At 37.3% G+C, this 15238-nt stretch carries 28 protein-coding genes; 4 read left to right on the top strand and 24 right to left on the bottom strand.

All coding sequences use genetic code 11. The annotated features are described in order from the left end of the window. The gene (locus BLV91_RS08425) at positions 1-1251 is read left to right on the top strand and encodes a phage portal protein family protein (protein WP_091431789.1); all 1251 of its coding nucleotides are present in this window, start codon (positions 1-3) and stop codon (positions 1249-1251) included. A gap of 80 nt (positions 1252-1331) precedes the next feature. Then, the gene (locus tag BLV91_RS08420) at positions 1332-2750 is read left to right on the top strand and encodes a phage head morphogenesis protein (RefSeq protein ID WP_139262304.1); all 1419 of its coding nucleotides are present in this window, start codon (positions 1332-1334) and stop codon (positions 2748-2750) included. Here BLV91_RS08420 and BLV91_RS08415 read toward each other — a convergent pair. Next, entirely contained in the window at positions 2743-2991 is a 249-nt protein-coding gene (locus tag BLV91_RS08415; protein ID WP_175513980.1) for a hypothetical protein, read from the bottom strand. The genes BLV91_RS08420 and BLV91_RS08415 overlap by 8 nt on opposite strands. An 11-nt stretch (positions 2992-3002) precedes the next feature. On the opposite strand from BLV91_RS08415, the gene BLV91_RS08410 reads away from it, so the two are divergent. Continuing rightward, entirely contained in the window at positions 3003-3530 is a 528-nt protein-coding gene (locus tag BLV91_RS08410) for a hypothetical protein (RefSeq protein ID WP_091431783.1), read from the top strand. Beyond that, the gene (locus BLV91_RS08405) at positions 3527-3982 is read left to right on the top strand and encodes a hypothetical protein (RefSeq protein ID WP_091431781.1); all 456 of its coding nucleotides are present in this window, start codon (positions 3527-3529) and stop codon (positions 3980-3982) included. Before BLV91_RS08410 ends, BLV91_RS08405 begins: the two co-directional genes overlap by 4 nt. On the opposite strand, the gene BLV91_RS08400 is transcribed toward BLV91_RS08405, so the two are convergent. The 23 genes from BLV91_RS08400 to BLV91_RS08300 form a co-directional block, all read right to left on the bottom strand. After that, positions 3979-4227 (bottom strand): hypothetical protein, encoded by a 249-nt coding sequence (locus tag BLV91_RS08400; RefSeq protein WP_091431779.1) that lies wholly within the window; start codon positions 4225-4227, stop codon positions 3979-3981. The genes BLV91_RS08405 and BLV91_RS08400 overlap by 4 nt on opposite strands. Before the next feature lie 66 nt (positions 4228-4293). Further along, positions 4294-4953, bottom strand: coding sequence for a hypothetical protein (locus BLV91_RS08395; protein ID WP_091431776.1), 660 nt, complete (start codon positions 4951-4953; stop codon positions 4294-4296). Positions 4954-4964: 11 nt separating this feature from the next. Continuing rightward, the gene (locus BLV91_RS08390) at positions 4965-5153 is read right to left on the bottom strand and encodes a hypothetical protein (RefSeq protein ID WP_091431774.1); all 189 of its coding nucleotides are present in this window, start codon (positions 5151-5153) and stop codon (positions 4965-4967) included. 169 nt (positions 5154-5322) lie between these two features. After that, positions 5323-5667 carry a hypothetical protein gene (locus tag BLV91_RS08385; RefSeq protein WP_091431772.1) on the bottom strand — a complete coding sequence of 115 codons (345 nt, stop codon included), beginning with the start codon at positions 5665-5667 and terminating at the stop codon, positions 5323-5325. A gap of 4 nt (positions 5668-5671) precedes the next feature. Further along, positions 5672-6178: a hypothetical protein gene (locus BLV91_RS08380; RefSeq protein WP_091431770.1), complete on the bottom strand. Its 507-nt coding sequence runs from the start codon at positions 6176-6178 to the stop codon at positions 5672-5674. Positions 6179-6301: 123 nt separating this feature from the next. After that, entirely contained in the window at positions 6302-6427 is a 126-nt protein-coding gene (locus BLV91_RS17245) for a hypothetical protein (protein ID WP_262488615.1), read from the bottom strand. A gap of 82 nt (positions 6428-6509) precedes the next feature. Continuing rightward, complete coding sequence (locus BLV91_RS08370; RefSeq protein ID WP_091431765.1) at positions 6510-6959, bottom strand: hypothetical protein; 450 nt, start codon at positions 6957-6959, stop codon at positions 6510-6512. After that, entirely contained in the window at positions 6929-7267 is a 339-nt protein-coding gene (locus tag BLV91_RS08365; protein ID WP_091431763.1) for a DUF4406 domain-containing protein, read from the bottom strand. Before BLV91_RS08365 ends, BLV91_RS08370 begins: the two co-directional genes overlap by 31 nt. Beyond that, the gene (locus tag BLV91_RS08360) at positions 7264-7596 is read right to left on the bottom strand and encodes a hypothetical protein (RefSeq protein ID WP_091431761.1); all 333 of its coding nucleotides are present in this window, start codon (positions 7594-7596) and stop codon (positions 7264-7266) included. Before BLV91_RS08360 ends, BLV91_RS08365 begins: the two co-directional genes overlap by 4 nt. After that, positions 7596-7847 carry a hypothetical protein gene (locus BLV91_RS08355; protein ID WP_091431759.1) on the bottom strand — a complete coding sequence of 84 codons (252 nt, stop codon included), beginning with the start codon at positions 7845-7847 and terminating at the stop codon, positions 7596-7598. Before BLV91_RS08355 ends, BLV91_RS08360 begins: the two co-directional genes overlap by 1 nt. Next, on the bottom strand, positions 7844-7990 hold the full coding sequence (locus tag BLV91_RS16980) for a hypothetical protein (RefSeq protein WP_175513979.1): 147 nt from the start codon (positions 7988-7990) through the stop codon (positions 7844-7846). Before BLV91_RS16980 ends, BLV91_RS08355 begins: the two co-directional genes overlap by 4 nt. A gap of 230 nt (positions 7991-8220) precedes the next feature. After that, positions 8221-8583 carry a hypothetical protein gene (locus BLV91_RS08345; protein ID WP_091431754.1) on the bottom strand — a complete coding sequence of 121 codons (363 nt, stop codon included), beginning with the start codon at positions 8581-8583 and terminating at the stop codon, positions 8221-8223. A 268-nt stretch (positions 8584-8851) separates the two neighbouring features. Next, positions 8852-9136, bottom strand: a complete 285-nt coding sequence (locus BLV91_RS08340) for a hypothetical protein (protein ID WP_091431751.1) — start codon at positions 9134-9136, stop codon at positions 8852-8854. A gap of 2 nt (positions 9137-9138) precedes the next feature. Further along, on the bottom strand, positions 9139-9345 hold the full coding sequence (locus tag BLV91_RS16875; protein WP_139262302.1) for a hypothetical protein: 207 nt from the start codon (positions 9343-9345) through the stop codon (positions 9139-9141). Between the two features lie 110 nt (positions 9346-9455). Beyond that, positions 9456-10199, bottom strand: coding sequence for a hypothetical protein (locus BLV91_RS08335; RefSeq protein WP_091431748.1), 744 nt, complete (start codon positions 10197-10199; stop codon positions 9456-9458). Further along, positions 10200-10496, bottom strand: a complete 297-nt coding sequence (locus BLV91_RS08330; protein WP_091431746.1) for a hypothetical protein — start codon at positions 10494-10496, stop codon at positions 10200-10202. After that, entirely contained in the window at positions 10489-10629 is a 141-nt protein-coding gene (locus BLV91_RS16975) for a hypothetical protein (RefSeq protein ID WP_175513978.1), read from the bottom strand. Before BLV91_RS16975 ends, BLV91_RS08330 begins: the two co-directional genes overlap by 8 nt. Before the next feature lie 2 nt (positions 10630-10631). Then, a complete protein-coding gene (locus tag BLV91_RS08325; RefSeq protein ID WP_139262300.1) occupies positions 10632-11039 on the bottom strand; it encodes a hypothetical protein in 408 nt (135 codons plus the stop codon). Positions 11040-11056: 17 nt separating this feature from the next. After that, complete coding sequence (locus tag BLV91_RS08320; RefSeq protein WP_139262298.1) at positions 11057-11695, bottom strand: hypothetical protein; 639 nt, start codon at positions 11693-11695, stop codon at positions 11057-11059. Further along, a complete protein-coding gene (locus BLV91_RS08315; RefSeq protein ID WP_091431738.1) occupies positions 11676-12143 on the bottom strand; it encodes a hypothetical protein in 468 nt (155 codons plus the stop codon). Before BLV91_RS08315 ends, BLV91_RS08320 begins: the two co-directional genes overlap by 20 nt. Further along, positions 12143-12988, bottom strand: coding sequence for an AAA family ATPase (locus tag BLV91_RS08310; protein ID WP_091431736.1), 846 nt, complete (start codon positions 12986-12988; stop codon positions 12143-12145). The genes BLV91_RS08315 and BLV91_RS08310 overlap by 1 nt, the downstream gene beginning before the upstream one ends. Positions 12989-13039: 51 nt before the next feature. After that, a complete protein-coding gene (locus BLV91_RS08305; protein WP_139262296.1) occupies positions 13040-14737 on the bottom strand; it encodes a hypothetical protein in 1698 nt (565 codons plus the stop codon). Between the two features lie 256 nt (positions 14738-14993). Then, complete coding sequence (locus tag BLV91_RS08300; RefSeq protein ID WP_091431732.1) at positions 14994-15227, bottom strand: hypothetical protein; 234 nt, start codon at positions 15225-15227, stop codon at positions 14994-14996. Between the last annotated feature and the right edge of the window lie 11 nt (positions 15228-15238).

Here is a 15238-nt window from a genome sequence, read left to right as displayed (position 1 = left end):
ATGGGAAAAATTACAGATTTTATAAAAAACCCGTTTGGGCAAAAGCCCGAAACGGTAAACCTTGGAGTAAGTGGTAGTACTAAGCCAGGGAATAGTTACATTCAGAACATTGTACCCAAAACCATTAGTCAAACACGTCAAGACATAAAGACCTGGACTAACGCTCAAAATATGGCGATGGTAGAAGAGAATCCAAAATTCTTTCCTATCCAAAACCTGTACGACAACATTCTGAAAGATTTACACCTGCAATCTCAGGTCAATAATAGAATGCTTAAATCATTAAGCCGTCCTTTCAGTATCAAAAATGCTGACGGAAAAACTAATGATGATTTAACGACATTACTTCAGGACAAAGGTTTTGTTTTTCAAATCAATAAAGCGATTTTAGAAACCGTTTATAGACGCCACTCTTTGGGTGAGTTCTCGTATAAAATGGTCAATAATGAGCCTGTATTAACTTTTGACACTATACCGCGTCAAAATGTTGACCCAGTAACCGGCTATATTTATTATGACTATACCGATGATAAAAAAATCAAGTACAGAGAACAAAAAGAATACGGCTCTTGGCTGATTGAATTTGGAGAAAAAAACACCACTCTAGGCTTATTGGATGGTTGTGTACCAATGGTATTATTCAAGCGTTTTGGTGGTAGCTGTTGGAGTGAATTATGTGAGATTTACGGAATCCCGCCTCGAGTTATGAAAACCAATACGCAAGACCGGGTAATGGTCAATCGTGCTAAACAAATGATGGCTGATATGGGATCAGCTGCTTACTTTATCATTGATGATTCTGAAAGCTTCGAGTTTGCCAAAGGGGTGAGCACTAATGGTGATGTGTACGCTAATTTATTGCAGTATTGCAACAATGAGTTATCAATGGGAGTGTCTGGAACCGTAGTGGGTCAGGATACTAAAAACGGTTCCAACGGAAAGGAAAAAACCTCTATTGGTATCTTGGACGATTTAGTAGACAGTGATTTATCCCTAATTGAACAATGCTGGCGTGACACGGTAATTCCTGCTTTGCAAGTTTTAGGAATATTGCCAGCTGGCGTGTTGTATAAATACGATGCTACGGAAGATTTAGACGTGCTTTGGAAAATGGTAACTGAAGCTGCCAATTTTTTGGAAGTTGATCCAAAATGGGTGGAAGAGAAATTTGGTATTAAAGTTATTGGAACAAAAAAAACGGCTGAAACTGCTAATTTATCTTTAAATCTGGGCGAAGGTTTTTTCGTCTAAGCCCTGAATATTTTGGGGCATTGCATTTGCGAATTTCCAATTTGTACGATTGCGGTTGTGAAGACTGTAAAACTAAATTATTGACGCTAGCGCCATCTAATAACAAAGCATTTAAACAGCTTTTAAACACTGGTGAAAGTGCCTTTAAACGATTGCATGAGATTGGGAGTTACAAACCAGAAGATTTAAAAACGGAGAAAGCCTATCAGGAATTAATCAATCAAACTTTTGAAGCTTTCAATTTCGCAATTACTGATAATGATATACCTGAAGTAATGCGAAACGCCTTGCAGGATAACGCTCGTTTATTTGGTGGGCTAAAAACACATGCGCAATTGTTTGAAGCTTCAAAACTATTGCTAGATGACAAAGGCAATTTAAAACCATTCAGTCAATTGTCGAACGAATACGATAAACTGAATATAACCTACAATAAAAACTATTTGGAGGCTGAATATGAGTTTGCAGTGGGTTCGTCACAAATGGCCGCGAAGTGGAATGAGTTTGCAGACAATGACCGTTATGAGTTGCAATACCGTACAGCTGGAGACAATCGAGTACGTGCGGAACACGATGCGTTAAGAGATATTACTTTGCCCAAGTCTGACCCTTTTTGGAACTCTTACACACCGCCCAATGGATGGAACTGCCGTTGTACTGTGGTAGAGGTTTTAAAGGAAAAATTTGAAACCAGCGACAGCGAAAAAGCAATTGCAGCAGGCGAAAAAGCCACAAGCCAAATAGGTAAGGATGGCAAGAACCGTTTAGAAATTTTTAGGTTTAATCCTGGTGCGCAAAAAGTGGTGTTCCCACCAGCACATCCTTATACAAAAGTGAAGGGAGCAAATGAGGTTAAAGTCGAAATAGAAAAAGGCTTTGTTCCTAAAAATATTGATAATTACGAAAAGAAATTCGGAGTAAAATTAGATAGAAGTTTTTTCGAATTACTGAACAAAGAAACCACTTTAACTGAGGTTAATTTAGACAAAAGAGTTCGTGCTACAGGAGCGTATTACCATCCAACGGAAAACTATGTTCGAATTCCATTTGACGAAAGGAAACAAAGAAGTAAATGGAATGCCCAATCAATCATTTATCATGAATTTGGTCACGCTGCTGACTGGCAAAGAGGATTTAAAAATCAAAAAGAAGTTACTGATTTAATGCAAAAACATAAAAAGATTTTTGCTAAAAATAAAAATCAACAATTTAAGGAACTTGATGTTAAATTAAGACAGATGCTATATAATGCTCATATAAGCAAAGATTTTGATATGATTGAAAAAATTGGAGCTAGTGCTGATACTGTAGCCTCTTTAAATTCAAATTTCGGATTTGGACATACAAAAGCATATTTTAAAACGGCTGGAATGTCAGAAGCTGAGTTTATTGCTCATACATTTGAAAACAGATATGCCGGTAATGATGTATTCAAGGAGATTATGCCAGAGCTTTATGAAGAAATGATAAAACTTGCTGATGTTTTAAAAACTAAATAAAAGTAATATCTGAAACGGTGTATTCGTCAACTAATATGTCAGACTCAGTAATGGATGGTTTAAGAGCAAGCCTTTTACTTTCAGATTGAGCTTTCTCTAATAACGGGTAAAGTTTCTCACCTAATTGAACCATAAGCGTGGATAGGAATTGAGCATACTCATCGGCTTCATTGCCTGAATAATCTCTTTTTGATAAAAGTTCGTTAAGTAGTTCTTTACCTTCCATAAAACAAATGTACAAAAAATATTAATATGCAAGATTTTATAAAAAATATTCTATCTGATATAAGGATTGATCTAACTGACGAATTCGACAGAAATTTTGAACGCAAAGCCTTTTTTGATAAGCCTTGGGAAAATTCAAAAATCCCAAACCACAAAGGAAGCCTAATGATGCGCACAGGTAAACTGAGACGTTCCATACGATCAAAACAATCTAATAATGACATTAGCTGGTCGAGTAGCTTGCCTTATGCCAGCCTACAGAATGAAGGTGGAGAAATTGAAGTAACTGCAAAAATGAAACGCTTCTTTTGGGCGATGTTTTACAAGGCAAATGGTGCCGTAACTGCCTCAGGAAAAGGAGAACGAAACAAACGACTTTCACAGGAGGCGCAAACATGGAGAGCCTTAGCCCTGCAAAAAGTGGGTGCCAAAATGAAGATCAAACAAAGGCAGTTTATTGGCGATCACCCGCAAGTGAGAAAACGTGTTGAGCATGTGATTGACAAAAATATGAAGGAATTAGAAAAAGACATATTTAACAAATTGAAACGATGAGTAAAGAAGTTTTACAAAATATCCAAAACAAACTAGAGACTATTCCGGCACTTAGATATGTGGATGAAGATTGGGGACAACTCGATGATTATTCGCCACATCCACCCACGCAATTTCCTTTGGCGTTGATAGATATTGGAGCGCTGCAGTATTCTGATATTGGAACACACAGAACGTCCATACCTCAAAACCGGCAAATGGCCACAGGTACTATTGTGATAAGTATTGCTAATCTCAAATTAACCAATTCCAGTGCCAGAGCTCCACAACCGCAAAAGGATAAAGCTTGGGCTATTTGGGATATTGTCGAAAGCGTTCACGCCAAATTGCATGGTATTCCTGTAGGTGGTGCTGCGGGTGCTTTGATGCGCACGGCCATGCGAAAAGTGAAACGAGACGATGGTATTCAGGAGTATGAGGTTACTTATACCATTGGGATGACCAATGTTTAATAAAACAATCGAGTTTGAACAGCAATTAAATCCTCGACTTTTTTAAGTTCCGAAGTGACTGGAGTACAAAGCACTTCGTAAAGTGTTGTTCTTGAAATGGGGTAAATCGGGCAAATGTATTTGCGCCAAACTACTGTAGTAGGAATGTCTTCGGTCTTGTGTTTTTGGTACAACTCTTTGATAAGTCTGTAACGTAACAGCTTATTGCGTTGAATACCAAGACTGCGATTTAGGGAGATAGACATATAAGCAAATGTAAATAGTTTTTATCTATTGTGCAACACCAATTGATAGGCATAAAAAAAACCGCTCTATTGAGCGGTTTTTGAATAGTTAGAATGATTTGATATTGTCCAGGTGGTTTCGTTTTTTCTAAACCAGTAATTAACACCAACAGCTCGATGTTTGAGCTCTAAAAGTGAATAATCTGAAAGTGCTGTTTCTAAAGTTGCATTTGTTTTAAAAACTCGCTGCCATGTAGAAAATAAATCTAAATACTTACCAGTAACCTCTCTAAAACGATATTGCTTAACTCCTTTTATTTCTAAATCTTTATTCTCTCCTTCAAAGTATAATACAAAATTCACTTCAAAACATTTTTCACATACTTCACTCCCTTTTGTTATTTTCTCTTTTAAATCAGCAGGCACAGATGGATCTATATACTTTACACGACAATATCCTATTTTTTCATTTTCAGTTATTTTTAAAAATTCCCATTTAGTTTTACCAGAATTAGCTATTTCATCAGCAAAATTCCTAACTTGTTCAATATTCATCTTTTCTAAAGACATTATGAAGTCAGCGTTAGGGTGGTTAAAAATTGCATCTTTTGCCGCTTGTGCATCTTTTGCCGCTTTTTCTTTTATATCGCTTTGTCTCACGCTTTCCATAGCTATTTCAGCAACTGTTTGGGCTTGACTAAAAAAGCCAATTAATAATGCTGTGAGTAGTAGTAGTGATTTTTTCATAATTATTTGATTTATATTTTTAGTAGCGACTCGACATCTATCCATTTCCTTTCGTGAACGTCCAAAAGCATTATATCTGGTATCGAACGCCCTTTGATATAGCTAATGACTTTATCTAAACTATCTGTTGAAATTTCGTAGACTCCATCAATAATAATAAAATACCTTGCGACTTTTTGTTCATAATAATGTATCTCCATAAATCAAATGTAAAAATTATTTGCACATATTATTATAAAGGTGGCAAATAAAACTATTGCCATTATTTTCAAAACCCTAATCCGCATTTTAAAGCGGTGGTCTATCTCTTGTATTTGGCGGTGATGATCGTTCCAGATATGTTGCATAATTAAAGGTATTTAGATTGTTTTATGATTCCTTACGGTTTTCCTCTTTCTCAAAATTAATTGTGTGAATGACTGGTTTAAAAAAAATGGGGTTCAAGTGGTAGTCTTTAAAAAACACTACCACTTCATCACTATAATGGTACTGTATTTTAACATCAAAATACCTTGAATGTTCTAAAATCATTGCTAGGCTATGATCTAGATAATTAGTCATTGGATAGCTAGTTAAAAGCTGTTGTAGCCAATTAGGTAAGCTGACAATTAATTCATCCGGGTTACAGTTCATTACTCTGAAGTGGTATATAGCATCCCTTAAAAAATTATGAATAGCTAGTATTTCTGATTTATTTATTGATTTTGTTCTCATGTTTTTAATATTTTTTATCTGTCCAGTGAATTAGTTTACCTGTAAAATCTTCATTGAAGTAAGCAAAGAATTCTTCTACCGTGTCGAAACCGTCGTTTTGGGCTAGTTCTAGCCATTTATCTTCTGATAAACGTTTGTCGTCAATGACAATAGCCCTTTTGGGTGGTAAATCATTTCGTAACACTTCTCGATCTGTATAGTAAACAATCTCAAAATCTTGAACACTCACTACTGGCAGAACCGGAGCAAACCGAAACATCTCTTTTCTATACATATTGATAAAAAAATCAATCTTCATGCCTGCTTTCCATCGGTTGGTTTTGTCTTCACGGATGGTGTGGAGTTTAGCGGGTTTTTTATCCTTTGCAATATAGTTATAGTCCTTTGGGTAATGCAATGCGGGGTTTAATCCCGCAATCATGTAAACTTCTTTTAAAGAAAAACATTTATGAATTTTCTCTACAAAATATGTAGGCTTCTTGTTTATCTGTGTGCTAAATCCTAGTATCATTTTCGTTTCTTTTTTTTAGGAGTTAAATGAGTTTGTTTGTTTCTCTTTTTTTGCCACATTAATTTTGATGCTCGGGCTACTTCTTGATATTCCCGAGCTTGCCTTTCTAGCTCTGCTAAATTTCTATCTTGCATCTTCTATCAGTTCTAATATTATACTTTTAAATACTCCATTTGGTTTGTGATCGTTAAGCCATTGCTCAGTCGTGGTGTTAGTTGCCATGCGGTATTGATCTGTCATTTCTTGCATGGGTCTGCTGCGTTTGTAAACCCCCTGTTGCATGGGCGTGAGTGCTTGAAAGGCTTTGGTGTTTTTTATTTTTTGATTCATTTTATGTTGCTTTTACCCAGTCATCGTGATAGTACTGGCGGTTAATGAATGTGGCAAGGTGTGCCGTTCCGGTTTGTTTTTTGGCGAGATACTTCTTGTATCCTGGTGTAGCGAGAAAGCATTTTATTTTATCGGCTTGTGATAATTTATTAAAGCTTTTCTGGGCGTCAAACTTTGATACTTTGTTGCCGTAAAAATCCCAAAGGGCTTCAAAGCTAAAGTCTGGTTCTCCCACCTCGATGGTGAGTTGCTTGAGTTTCTTTTTCCAGTCCTTTATGTGGTCTTCGAGGTAGGGAAACTTTCCTTTCTTATACAGCCAGTCTGAGTGCGCGGTGCTGAGTTCGCCTTCCATGACATTAAAGTGGATTAAAACCCCGTTTAAATTGTATTTAAACTGCCAGATACCACCGCTTTCAATCTTTACTGTGTAGGTTGTCGTGAGTTGTTCCATTGTTTTAGTTCTTCTAGTTCAAAAAATACAGGGATTGACAAATTAAATGATAGCCACAATTCAACTTTTGCACCTCTTGATTGCTCATAACACGGCATCGCTAGTACGGCATCGCATTTCATTAGTGCGTTAAGGCATTGTTTCATTGCGCTGTTCCACTCGGCTTCAGGGTTGTTGACTACTTCAATAGGACTAATAGGTTCTAAACCTTCCATAGCTACCCTTGCGCAGGTTGTTGCAAACTTTGCCGCTACTTCTTCTGGTGGTAATCCGGTTACTTTACCGGCGATGTATATTTTTTGTTTCATGCTAATTTTTGGTTTAAATCATTTTTAATATAGCGAATCACGTTACGGTCATATTCACTCATAGGGTAGTTGTCCACTATGGTGACAAAATACTCGAGATAGTGCGCCTCGTAATATTCTAAAGTAAGTGTGGTTTTCTTTTTCTTAGAAAATAGCGTCTGGTTCCAGTCGATCTCGATGTGTTTTTTCTTGAGCTTGACAATTACTTTGTCCAGGATAGATCGCGCCACTCTCACGTCTCTTGTGTTTACTGGTATTTTACCAATGGCGTTAAACGAGTGAACGAGTGCGCCTAATTGCTGTGGAGATAGTTTAAGAGGAATTTTCATTACATTAATTCGATTAGAATGTTAATATCTATTGATGAAAAGTTTTTTTTACCTAAAGCTGCGCCGTTAAACTCTAGGTAGGCATTTAAGAATTTATTGCCAGCCTCATACACGTAAGTAACGTGAAGTTCAGAGTCGTTTTTTTGAAGTCCCCACCAACGATAATAGCCATTATTATCTAAGGCATCGCCTTCCAGTTCCTTAAAACCCATTTTTGTGAGCTCTTCTATTGTAAGATGTGTTGTTGTCATGCGCAATCTGTTTTTGGTGGTTCTAAGGCTTCCCCGCATTGGGTACAAATAAGTTGAGTGGTTTCGCAAGTGGCGACACTTTCTATTACTCTAATTTCGGCTATGTCGTGCGGACATACCTCGATAATGCTATAGCTTTCCATGATTAATGAATTAAGCTGCAGTTAGTACAATATAAACTACCGTTTTTTTCTTTTGTTGACATTTCCATTTCACATTCGAAACAATAGAGGTCAGTAGATCCACATTGAACGGTGTTCTTTTTTCTTTTTTTTGCTTTTCTTTTTTTTTTCGGCTCAGTCCATGCTTCAAAAAACATCCCGAGAATAAAACCTACTATTACTGAAATTGATATCTCCATATTACTTATATTTTAAATTGAGTTTTTCCAAATTACTACCCCATCCAGGGCGACTATTATTTTTGATACTTCCTTTTCGGTCATTTCCTTTAAAGGCTTTTTAATTGGGCTTTTATCGCTCTTTAAAAAGCGGTCAAACCATCCTGTCATGTCGGCAACTTCGCCCCAGCGTTCGCTTTTAACCACTATGTTTGCAGTGCGCAGGTTTGCCATGATGCGCTTGTGTTGGGGGTTTTTGTAGTCGAATAGGCCGTAGTTGCTTTTATTGTGACATCTACCGCCCTGTAGGATGTTTATGAGTTGTTCCTTTGGTTTTTGGTAGTCATCTATGGCACTTCCTGTGCCTTCGTAGATATAGGGTGATTTAGTTTTCATTTGTAATTACTTTTTTTCGAACTGTTTTTCCGTAGAAAGCTTTGAAAGGAATACCACTTTCGTACATGTCTTGATGATCTTTGCACATTTATTTACCTTGTCCAATATTTTTTTTATTGCATCCATCGGCGGCACAATCTTCTATAAATACTATGTTCATTTTATTGTTGTTTTAAATTTGCTCCCGAGGCAGGAATTGAACCTGCAATGCAATGAAGTGATAACCTATTTCCACTCGGGACACCGAATTAACTAACCAATAGTTTTTTTATAGTTTTTTCGTTTTTACTAATTTCCTCTTATTGTCTTCTCGATCTTGCATTATTAATCTATTGCATAAATGATTAAATTCTAAAGGACCAGTTTCGTTGCTTGTTAATCTTGCCATAATCATTTGAGGAACTCTAGTCGCCAATACATGAAAGAAATCGTTTGGTGAAAAATCATCTGAGAGAACATCAATGTGATTTTCGTCTTCTTCATCAAAAATATTTGCGATTGCTCGTGAAATTTTAGCGTAATACTGAATTTGGTTTTCTTCGTTCATTGCCATAATTATAATTTATAGGTTGCTTTTGTGTGTGTTTTAAATCTTGGATTGTCAATGACTATTTTCTTATACCTGGAGAAAGCTCGATTCTCTGTGTCTGATAAATCCGTTCTTGAGATATAGTTACCGTTGGTATCCTTGTAAACAGTATGCCCATTGACACTATATTGCTGATGATCTTCTAGGGGCAGTATCGTTACTGTTGGTCTCATTTTTTAGTTGGTTAAAGTGGGTTTTGATTTTGAATCTAAGCCATAACACATAGGTAATTATGGCTTTTCCGTTCAGTAGTACTAGCAGTATCGCTAATAATATGCTGGTATTACTGTTGTTGATCTCCATGATCTGCTGGTATTACTTCGCTAAAAAAATCAAACTTGTAATTTCCTGAGAAACCTACTGAGGACATGGATAACGGCACATTAGTTTTAGAGCCATCTTCATTGATTAATGCGGCCTCAATAAACCATGAAGAGCGCACCGGCTTGTATGCTGACCCAATGATGGCCACACCGTCTTTAAATTCTTCATCGTTAGATTTAGCTGCGGCTTTTTGAAGCTCGAGAACTCGAGATCCTTTCAAATTTCCTTTGGCATCTTTTTTTAGTAGGTTGAAAAGCATGTCTACAAGTGAAGCAGTTTCTTCGTCTTTTGACAAGGAACCTATGTACTTTTCGACTTTTGCAATCCCTGCGGTTACGGTATCGTCCCAACCCTCATTGATGCGGTACCCGATGGTAATTTCTTCTTTATCTGTAGAAAAGGTGTGTGACTGTTGTTTCTCTTTTATACCGTAAACGATATTTTTTAAGTCTAAAACCTGCTCAAAAAACTGAAACGTTTTGGTTTTGGCTTCGCTAATTACTTCGGAAGCTGCGCAAAGCTGAAACATAGCTTTGGGTACCGTTTCAAGGACTAAAGCTTTGTAAGCTTCACGGTCTGTGTCTTTTTTGGCTTCTTTTTTGGCTAAGGCTTCTTTTAATTGTTCCGCACTGAACGTGCTTAGATCTAATGTTGCTGCATTCATAATTATTGGTTGATTTACTATTATATTATTGATGTTCATTTATTTTAAATATTGATCTTGATTGAATCCGCCCCAGTTGGTGGCTTGTATCTTCTCTACGGTGAACTTTATTTTTGCCTCTAATGCGGGTGGGCATTCATAACCTCTCACTTCGTGTAGATAGTTCTCGTTGTTGTCAAATGATAGTTGGCTAAATAATGACCCTCTTTCCTGATTAATGCAGATGCGTTCGCCCACTTTGAACACATATATCTTTCCTTCTTTTTGCAATTCTGAACAATAGAACAATACGTTCTGCAGGTCTTCTAGGCGTTGGTTGATTTTTCGGTTACTCATAATCTTCGTGGTGTAGGCGGTTTTCTAAATTCCTGATGTCGGTTTCAATCTCCACTCGGTTGGGATGATTGGGCATTTCGATGAGGAAGTTTTGCAGTTTTTCGATTCGGTCTTTAATTTTTGTTTCTGTCATGGTTAGTTTTGATTAATGATGGAGTATTCAATTCTTTTCCCGGCTACTTTTGTCAGCTGTGGTTTTGACTCTCTTTTTTGCGCCTGGTCTAACAATGCTTTTGGAAAGCGAGACATCATTTTATTCACGATAGTGCAATAAAACTGATCTTTATCTTTACCAGTGATCTCTGGGTAAGAGGCGGCTATTTCTCTAAAGTGTTCCTCGTGTTTTGCTAGTTCTTGCAGCCACCATTTATTAACAGAGCCACTCGCTAGGACGTTCTGGAAATCTCTAAGCCTTATTGTGACATTCTCTACCCAAAAAATATAGAACTCGAGTATAAAATTTTCTTTTGTTTCTTGGTTTTGTAGCAATTCCATTAAATAGGCTACTGCGTTTTCTTTTGTTGCTGTTTTTGCTGTGTTCATGGCTTTTGTTTGTTTTTTTAAATAATCTCTTTCCAATATTTAGCGGCTCTTTGAGCCCATATAACGAATGGCTGACCACCTCCGTTTAACCGTCCGTCAGGAAACATCTTGAATCCCTCAACCCATAATTTCAAATCGACATCAAACATGATATCATCTGCTAAAGCACCTTTTGGCATACTCCCTTTGGCTTGTGATATCCAAATGATCCCTTTCCCTTTTTTTAACATTAACTCCTTTAGTTGGTAATATTGAGCCTTAGTAATTCGAGTGTATTGAACCGAATCGACAAATAAGAAATCAGGTGATTTGGGTTTACTCATTCTAATAATTAACTCATCAAAAGGTTCACGATCTAAGAGAACAAATGAGTTACCACAACTTTCCATATGGTTTCGCACCAATGCATTTTGCATTGTTGACGAAAGCCCCTGTTCTAGGGAATCGTAGGCTACTTTCCCGAAATTTGTGAGGTACTTTGCAAACTTTATAGCCGCTTCGGTTTTACCGTTTGTAGTACCTCCCCAAATGATCGCCGAAAAGGCCTTGTCAGGTTTTCCTAGTGTAGATTCCCATTCACCAGAGAACTCTAAAGGATTGAATTTTTTTGAAAGAACGTTTGAAACAGAGTAGGCTCTATTTATTTTTTTTGCCATGCTTTTTTTTATAATAGTAATAAGAGCTTGCATTGACTTTTAACTCTTTTAGAACAATGGTTAATTTTTCATTTGCTAGCCTATCACTTATTGATTTGAAAAGGTCTTCAGTCATTCGTATACCTCGGTTATTCCATTTGTGTCCCACAATATTACTTTCGGTCATTCCTTTTTTACCCCAGTATAAATTGCTGTAATGATCTCCATTTGTTTCCACTGTGCGCCTTGCTGCGTGTTCTCCTGTAGGAGCTACGCCATGCCAAGCTTCACAAACTAGCCTGATAGTGTTTACCGTTTTTCTATTGACAAAAACTACTCTTCTAATTTTTTTTGTGTGAGGTAGTTGTTGGCTACTAATCTTTAAAACTTCATCATTAAGGAGTATTGTTGATCCGTCTTCATTAATCTTGAGGTATTCTATGATGGGGTGGTATCTAAATTCACTCATTATACTGCTCTTTTATTAGCGAAAACCATACGCTTGACACGTCTTAAATCTCCGTCGGCATCTTTCGCAATTCCTCTGATGGCCTGTTCGTCATTCAAATCATTGGCCACACATACTGCTTTTATATCTGAGAATGTAGTTTGATCTAATTCTATAAATCGTAACCCTACACGACTATAAATCTCACGATATCCTTTCTTTTGCATCGCGATTCCTCTACGGATGCGCTTTTCTAAATATTGAGTTGCCATGATGGTAATGCCACAATGTCCTTCGAGCTCGTTGTAGAGCGTGATGAAAAACAATAGAACCGTATCTGATAACTTATCGGCTTCATCTAATATGATCTTTGGTTTTGATGCTGATTTTAATGTCATAACTGCCTTGTGCATCATTTCAGGCAATGTCATACCGTCTGTCTCTTTTCCCATTTTAGAAAGTAACTCACGCAAAAACCATTTTTTGTCCCAGTATTCATTGCAGGAAAGTCTAAACACGTTTTTATTCTCTTCTTCATATTTCTTTGCAATGGCTGTTTTTCCGCTTCCTGCGTTTCCTGTTACGGCGATCACCAAAGAGAATATTTGAGATTCTGAAAATAATTTCATCAGCAGTTGAGAGTTTCCCGTCTCAGCAATTTTCCATTCGCTGGTACCGATGCCTAAAAAGGCAGAAACTTTACGCCACATTTCTTCAGATATGTTTTCCCAGTTATGGTTTCTCATTTGAGAAAGTAACGAGGCTGAAACGTTTTTCATTTCGACCGCTACTTTATTCTGAGACCCTTTTTGAGTGATGTATTGATCTAAATGTTCTACTATCGTTAATTTGTCTGTGTGTGTCATAATCTTAGGTTTAATCAGTGTTTAAATGGTTTTTAAAATATCTTTAAATGGTTAAAATCTGGAATGAAAAGCAGTCCTATCCGTTTCCATTTGTTCCTCCTTGGGTAAGTGTCCTTGAAACTTGATCATCATTTCTTGTTCCTCGATTAAGCTTTCACGGCTGATGCCGGTACGCTTAATTAAATTTTGATAAGCGAGTTCATCTCGTTTTAATTCTTCATCTCGAATGGCAATATCTTGATCTAATAATGCTCTTGAATTTCCTTTCATGAGTACTGGAATAGACTCATGCATTCTTTTTGATTGCGCGTAGGCAACAAATCTTTTTTCGCCTGAAGGGGTCAATGCATACAATCCTATAAATTCATCTAGTCGTTCAGGATCGTATCTTACAATTAGACTTTCGCCAACAAATTTTCTTCTAAATTCTGTATCGATGTTGTTTGTTTCGTCATACACCTCGTAGATGTAATCTTTGCCTTCAACAGTAAGCGGCATTCCGTGAGCGTAGTATTTTTTAACTTTGGTTTCATCAATCCAGAACATTGATAGCTGATCCATAATGCTAATTTCTTCGCGGTGCTCCGTTTCTTCATTGTATCTTTCGATGCGGTTGATTGCCCAATCTTCTTGTTTGCCAGCATTCCATTTATTAACCAGGGCAGAGAATATTTTATTGAATTGATCTACTGTAGGCAGGGCTTCTTTGTATTCCATGATAAAGTCCGTGTTGGGCTTATTAGTGGCGGTTCTTACCTTGATACTTTGCTTATCAGAAAACCACATTTTAGAAATTACTTGCTGTTGCAAGCGGTTAAAAATTTGCTCTGCTGGACTTGATTTCCTACCCACTTTATGGCTGTAGTGATGCCCTTTGACTGGTAACTTATCGTATAAATCTTGCATCTTTCCTGAGGTGTGCCCTGATTGCTTATCGTACGTGAACAAATGTGGACGACAACCGGAATGATTAACAGCCATTTTAATAGCTCTAAAGTGCGATGCATGGTTCTCGCTGTATGCAATGTCCCAACCAATTATTTTCTCGCTGTGAACGTCAAAAACAACGTTTATTTTAAGTGATGCCGCCATTTTCTGTTTGTTGTCTGCAAAGTGTACTAAGTCTAGCTTGGTACCATCAATTGCCCACCAAGCATTAGGGAACCACTGGGAACGGTTACGGGTTACGGTGTGGCCAAAGTGCTTCATGTATTCGTCTTTTCCGTCACGTGCTAGCATCCAAATCCTTTTTTGCTCCGTTTTATCAAGCCAAGCACCAACTGCTCTCTCGCTTAATGATTTCCATGCTTTAGCTTCTCGTACTGATTCGTAAATTCTAAGTACTTCAGTGATGGTGTATTTTACCGGCAAACAATATTGAGACATAATAAAATCGGCAACATCGTCAATGATTTTAGAAGGGTTAGAGTTCATCCATTTGCCTGAAACTATTGAACCGTAACTTTCAGTATCATATTTTTGGATAGCTCGCTTGAACGAAATCACGTTTTTGTACCGGGTGTGTAACCACGTTTCAGGTAGATTCCCGATTGCTTCGAGCATACGATCCCACATTTGTTTTTTACCTCCGAAGCGTTTTTGTACCACTACATTAAGTGCGATGTGTTTAACAGCGTTGAACATGATCGCCTGGTGTGTGTATTCTTTCTGCTTTTCTTCAGGAAGGTGTGAGCCGTTTTCTAATAGGTAATCTCTGAAATACTGTTCAGCGGTATGGTCCCAGTCCATGTAGTCGCTAAAAACAATGTTTTTCACGCTTGCGTATGGATCGCCTACTTTTTCACGTATCAGTTTCTTGAAACGGTCAGGGATGGACTCGTATGCTACTAAAGCCTTACGACCGTTACCGCCGATTGTTAGCTTTTTGATTTTACCGTTAGAGCATAGATATTTGTAATTTGCTTGTGACATTACTCCGGAGGAGTAAAGCCAAATACTAGCTACGCATAACGTGTTTTGTTGATACTCGAACATAAATTTGTTATTAAAGTTTATTCTGTAAATCCTTTACTAAATCTTCTCTATTGGTGATAATTCTATCCAAAGCATTAAATGCTTCAATATTACCACGGATGAATCGTTTTTTGGCAGCATCAGGAGAGCAACTTAGTGCAGCCCCGAGAGTTGTATAATCTCCATACTGCAATCTGTTTTCCAATAGATCGATTTCTTTTTTACTTTTCAGTCCGTTTGTTAGGACATTATTTATTTTCTCCATAGTTTTGTCTT

The sequence above is a fragment of the Flavobacterium degerlachei genome (genome assembly GCF_900106645.1).
GTDB lineage: Bacteria > Bacteroidota > Bacteroidia > Flavobacteriales > Flavobacteriaceae > Flavobacterium > Flavobacterium degerlachei.
This window is presented reverse-complemented; position numbering and strand designations above follow the sequence as displayed.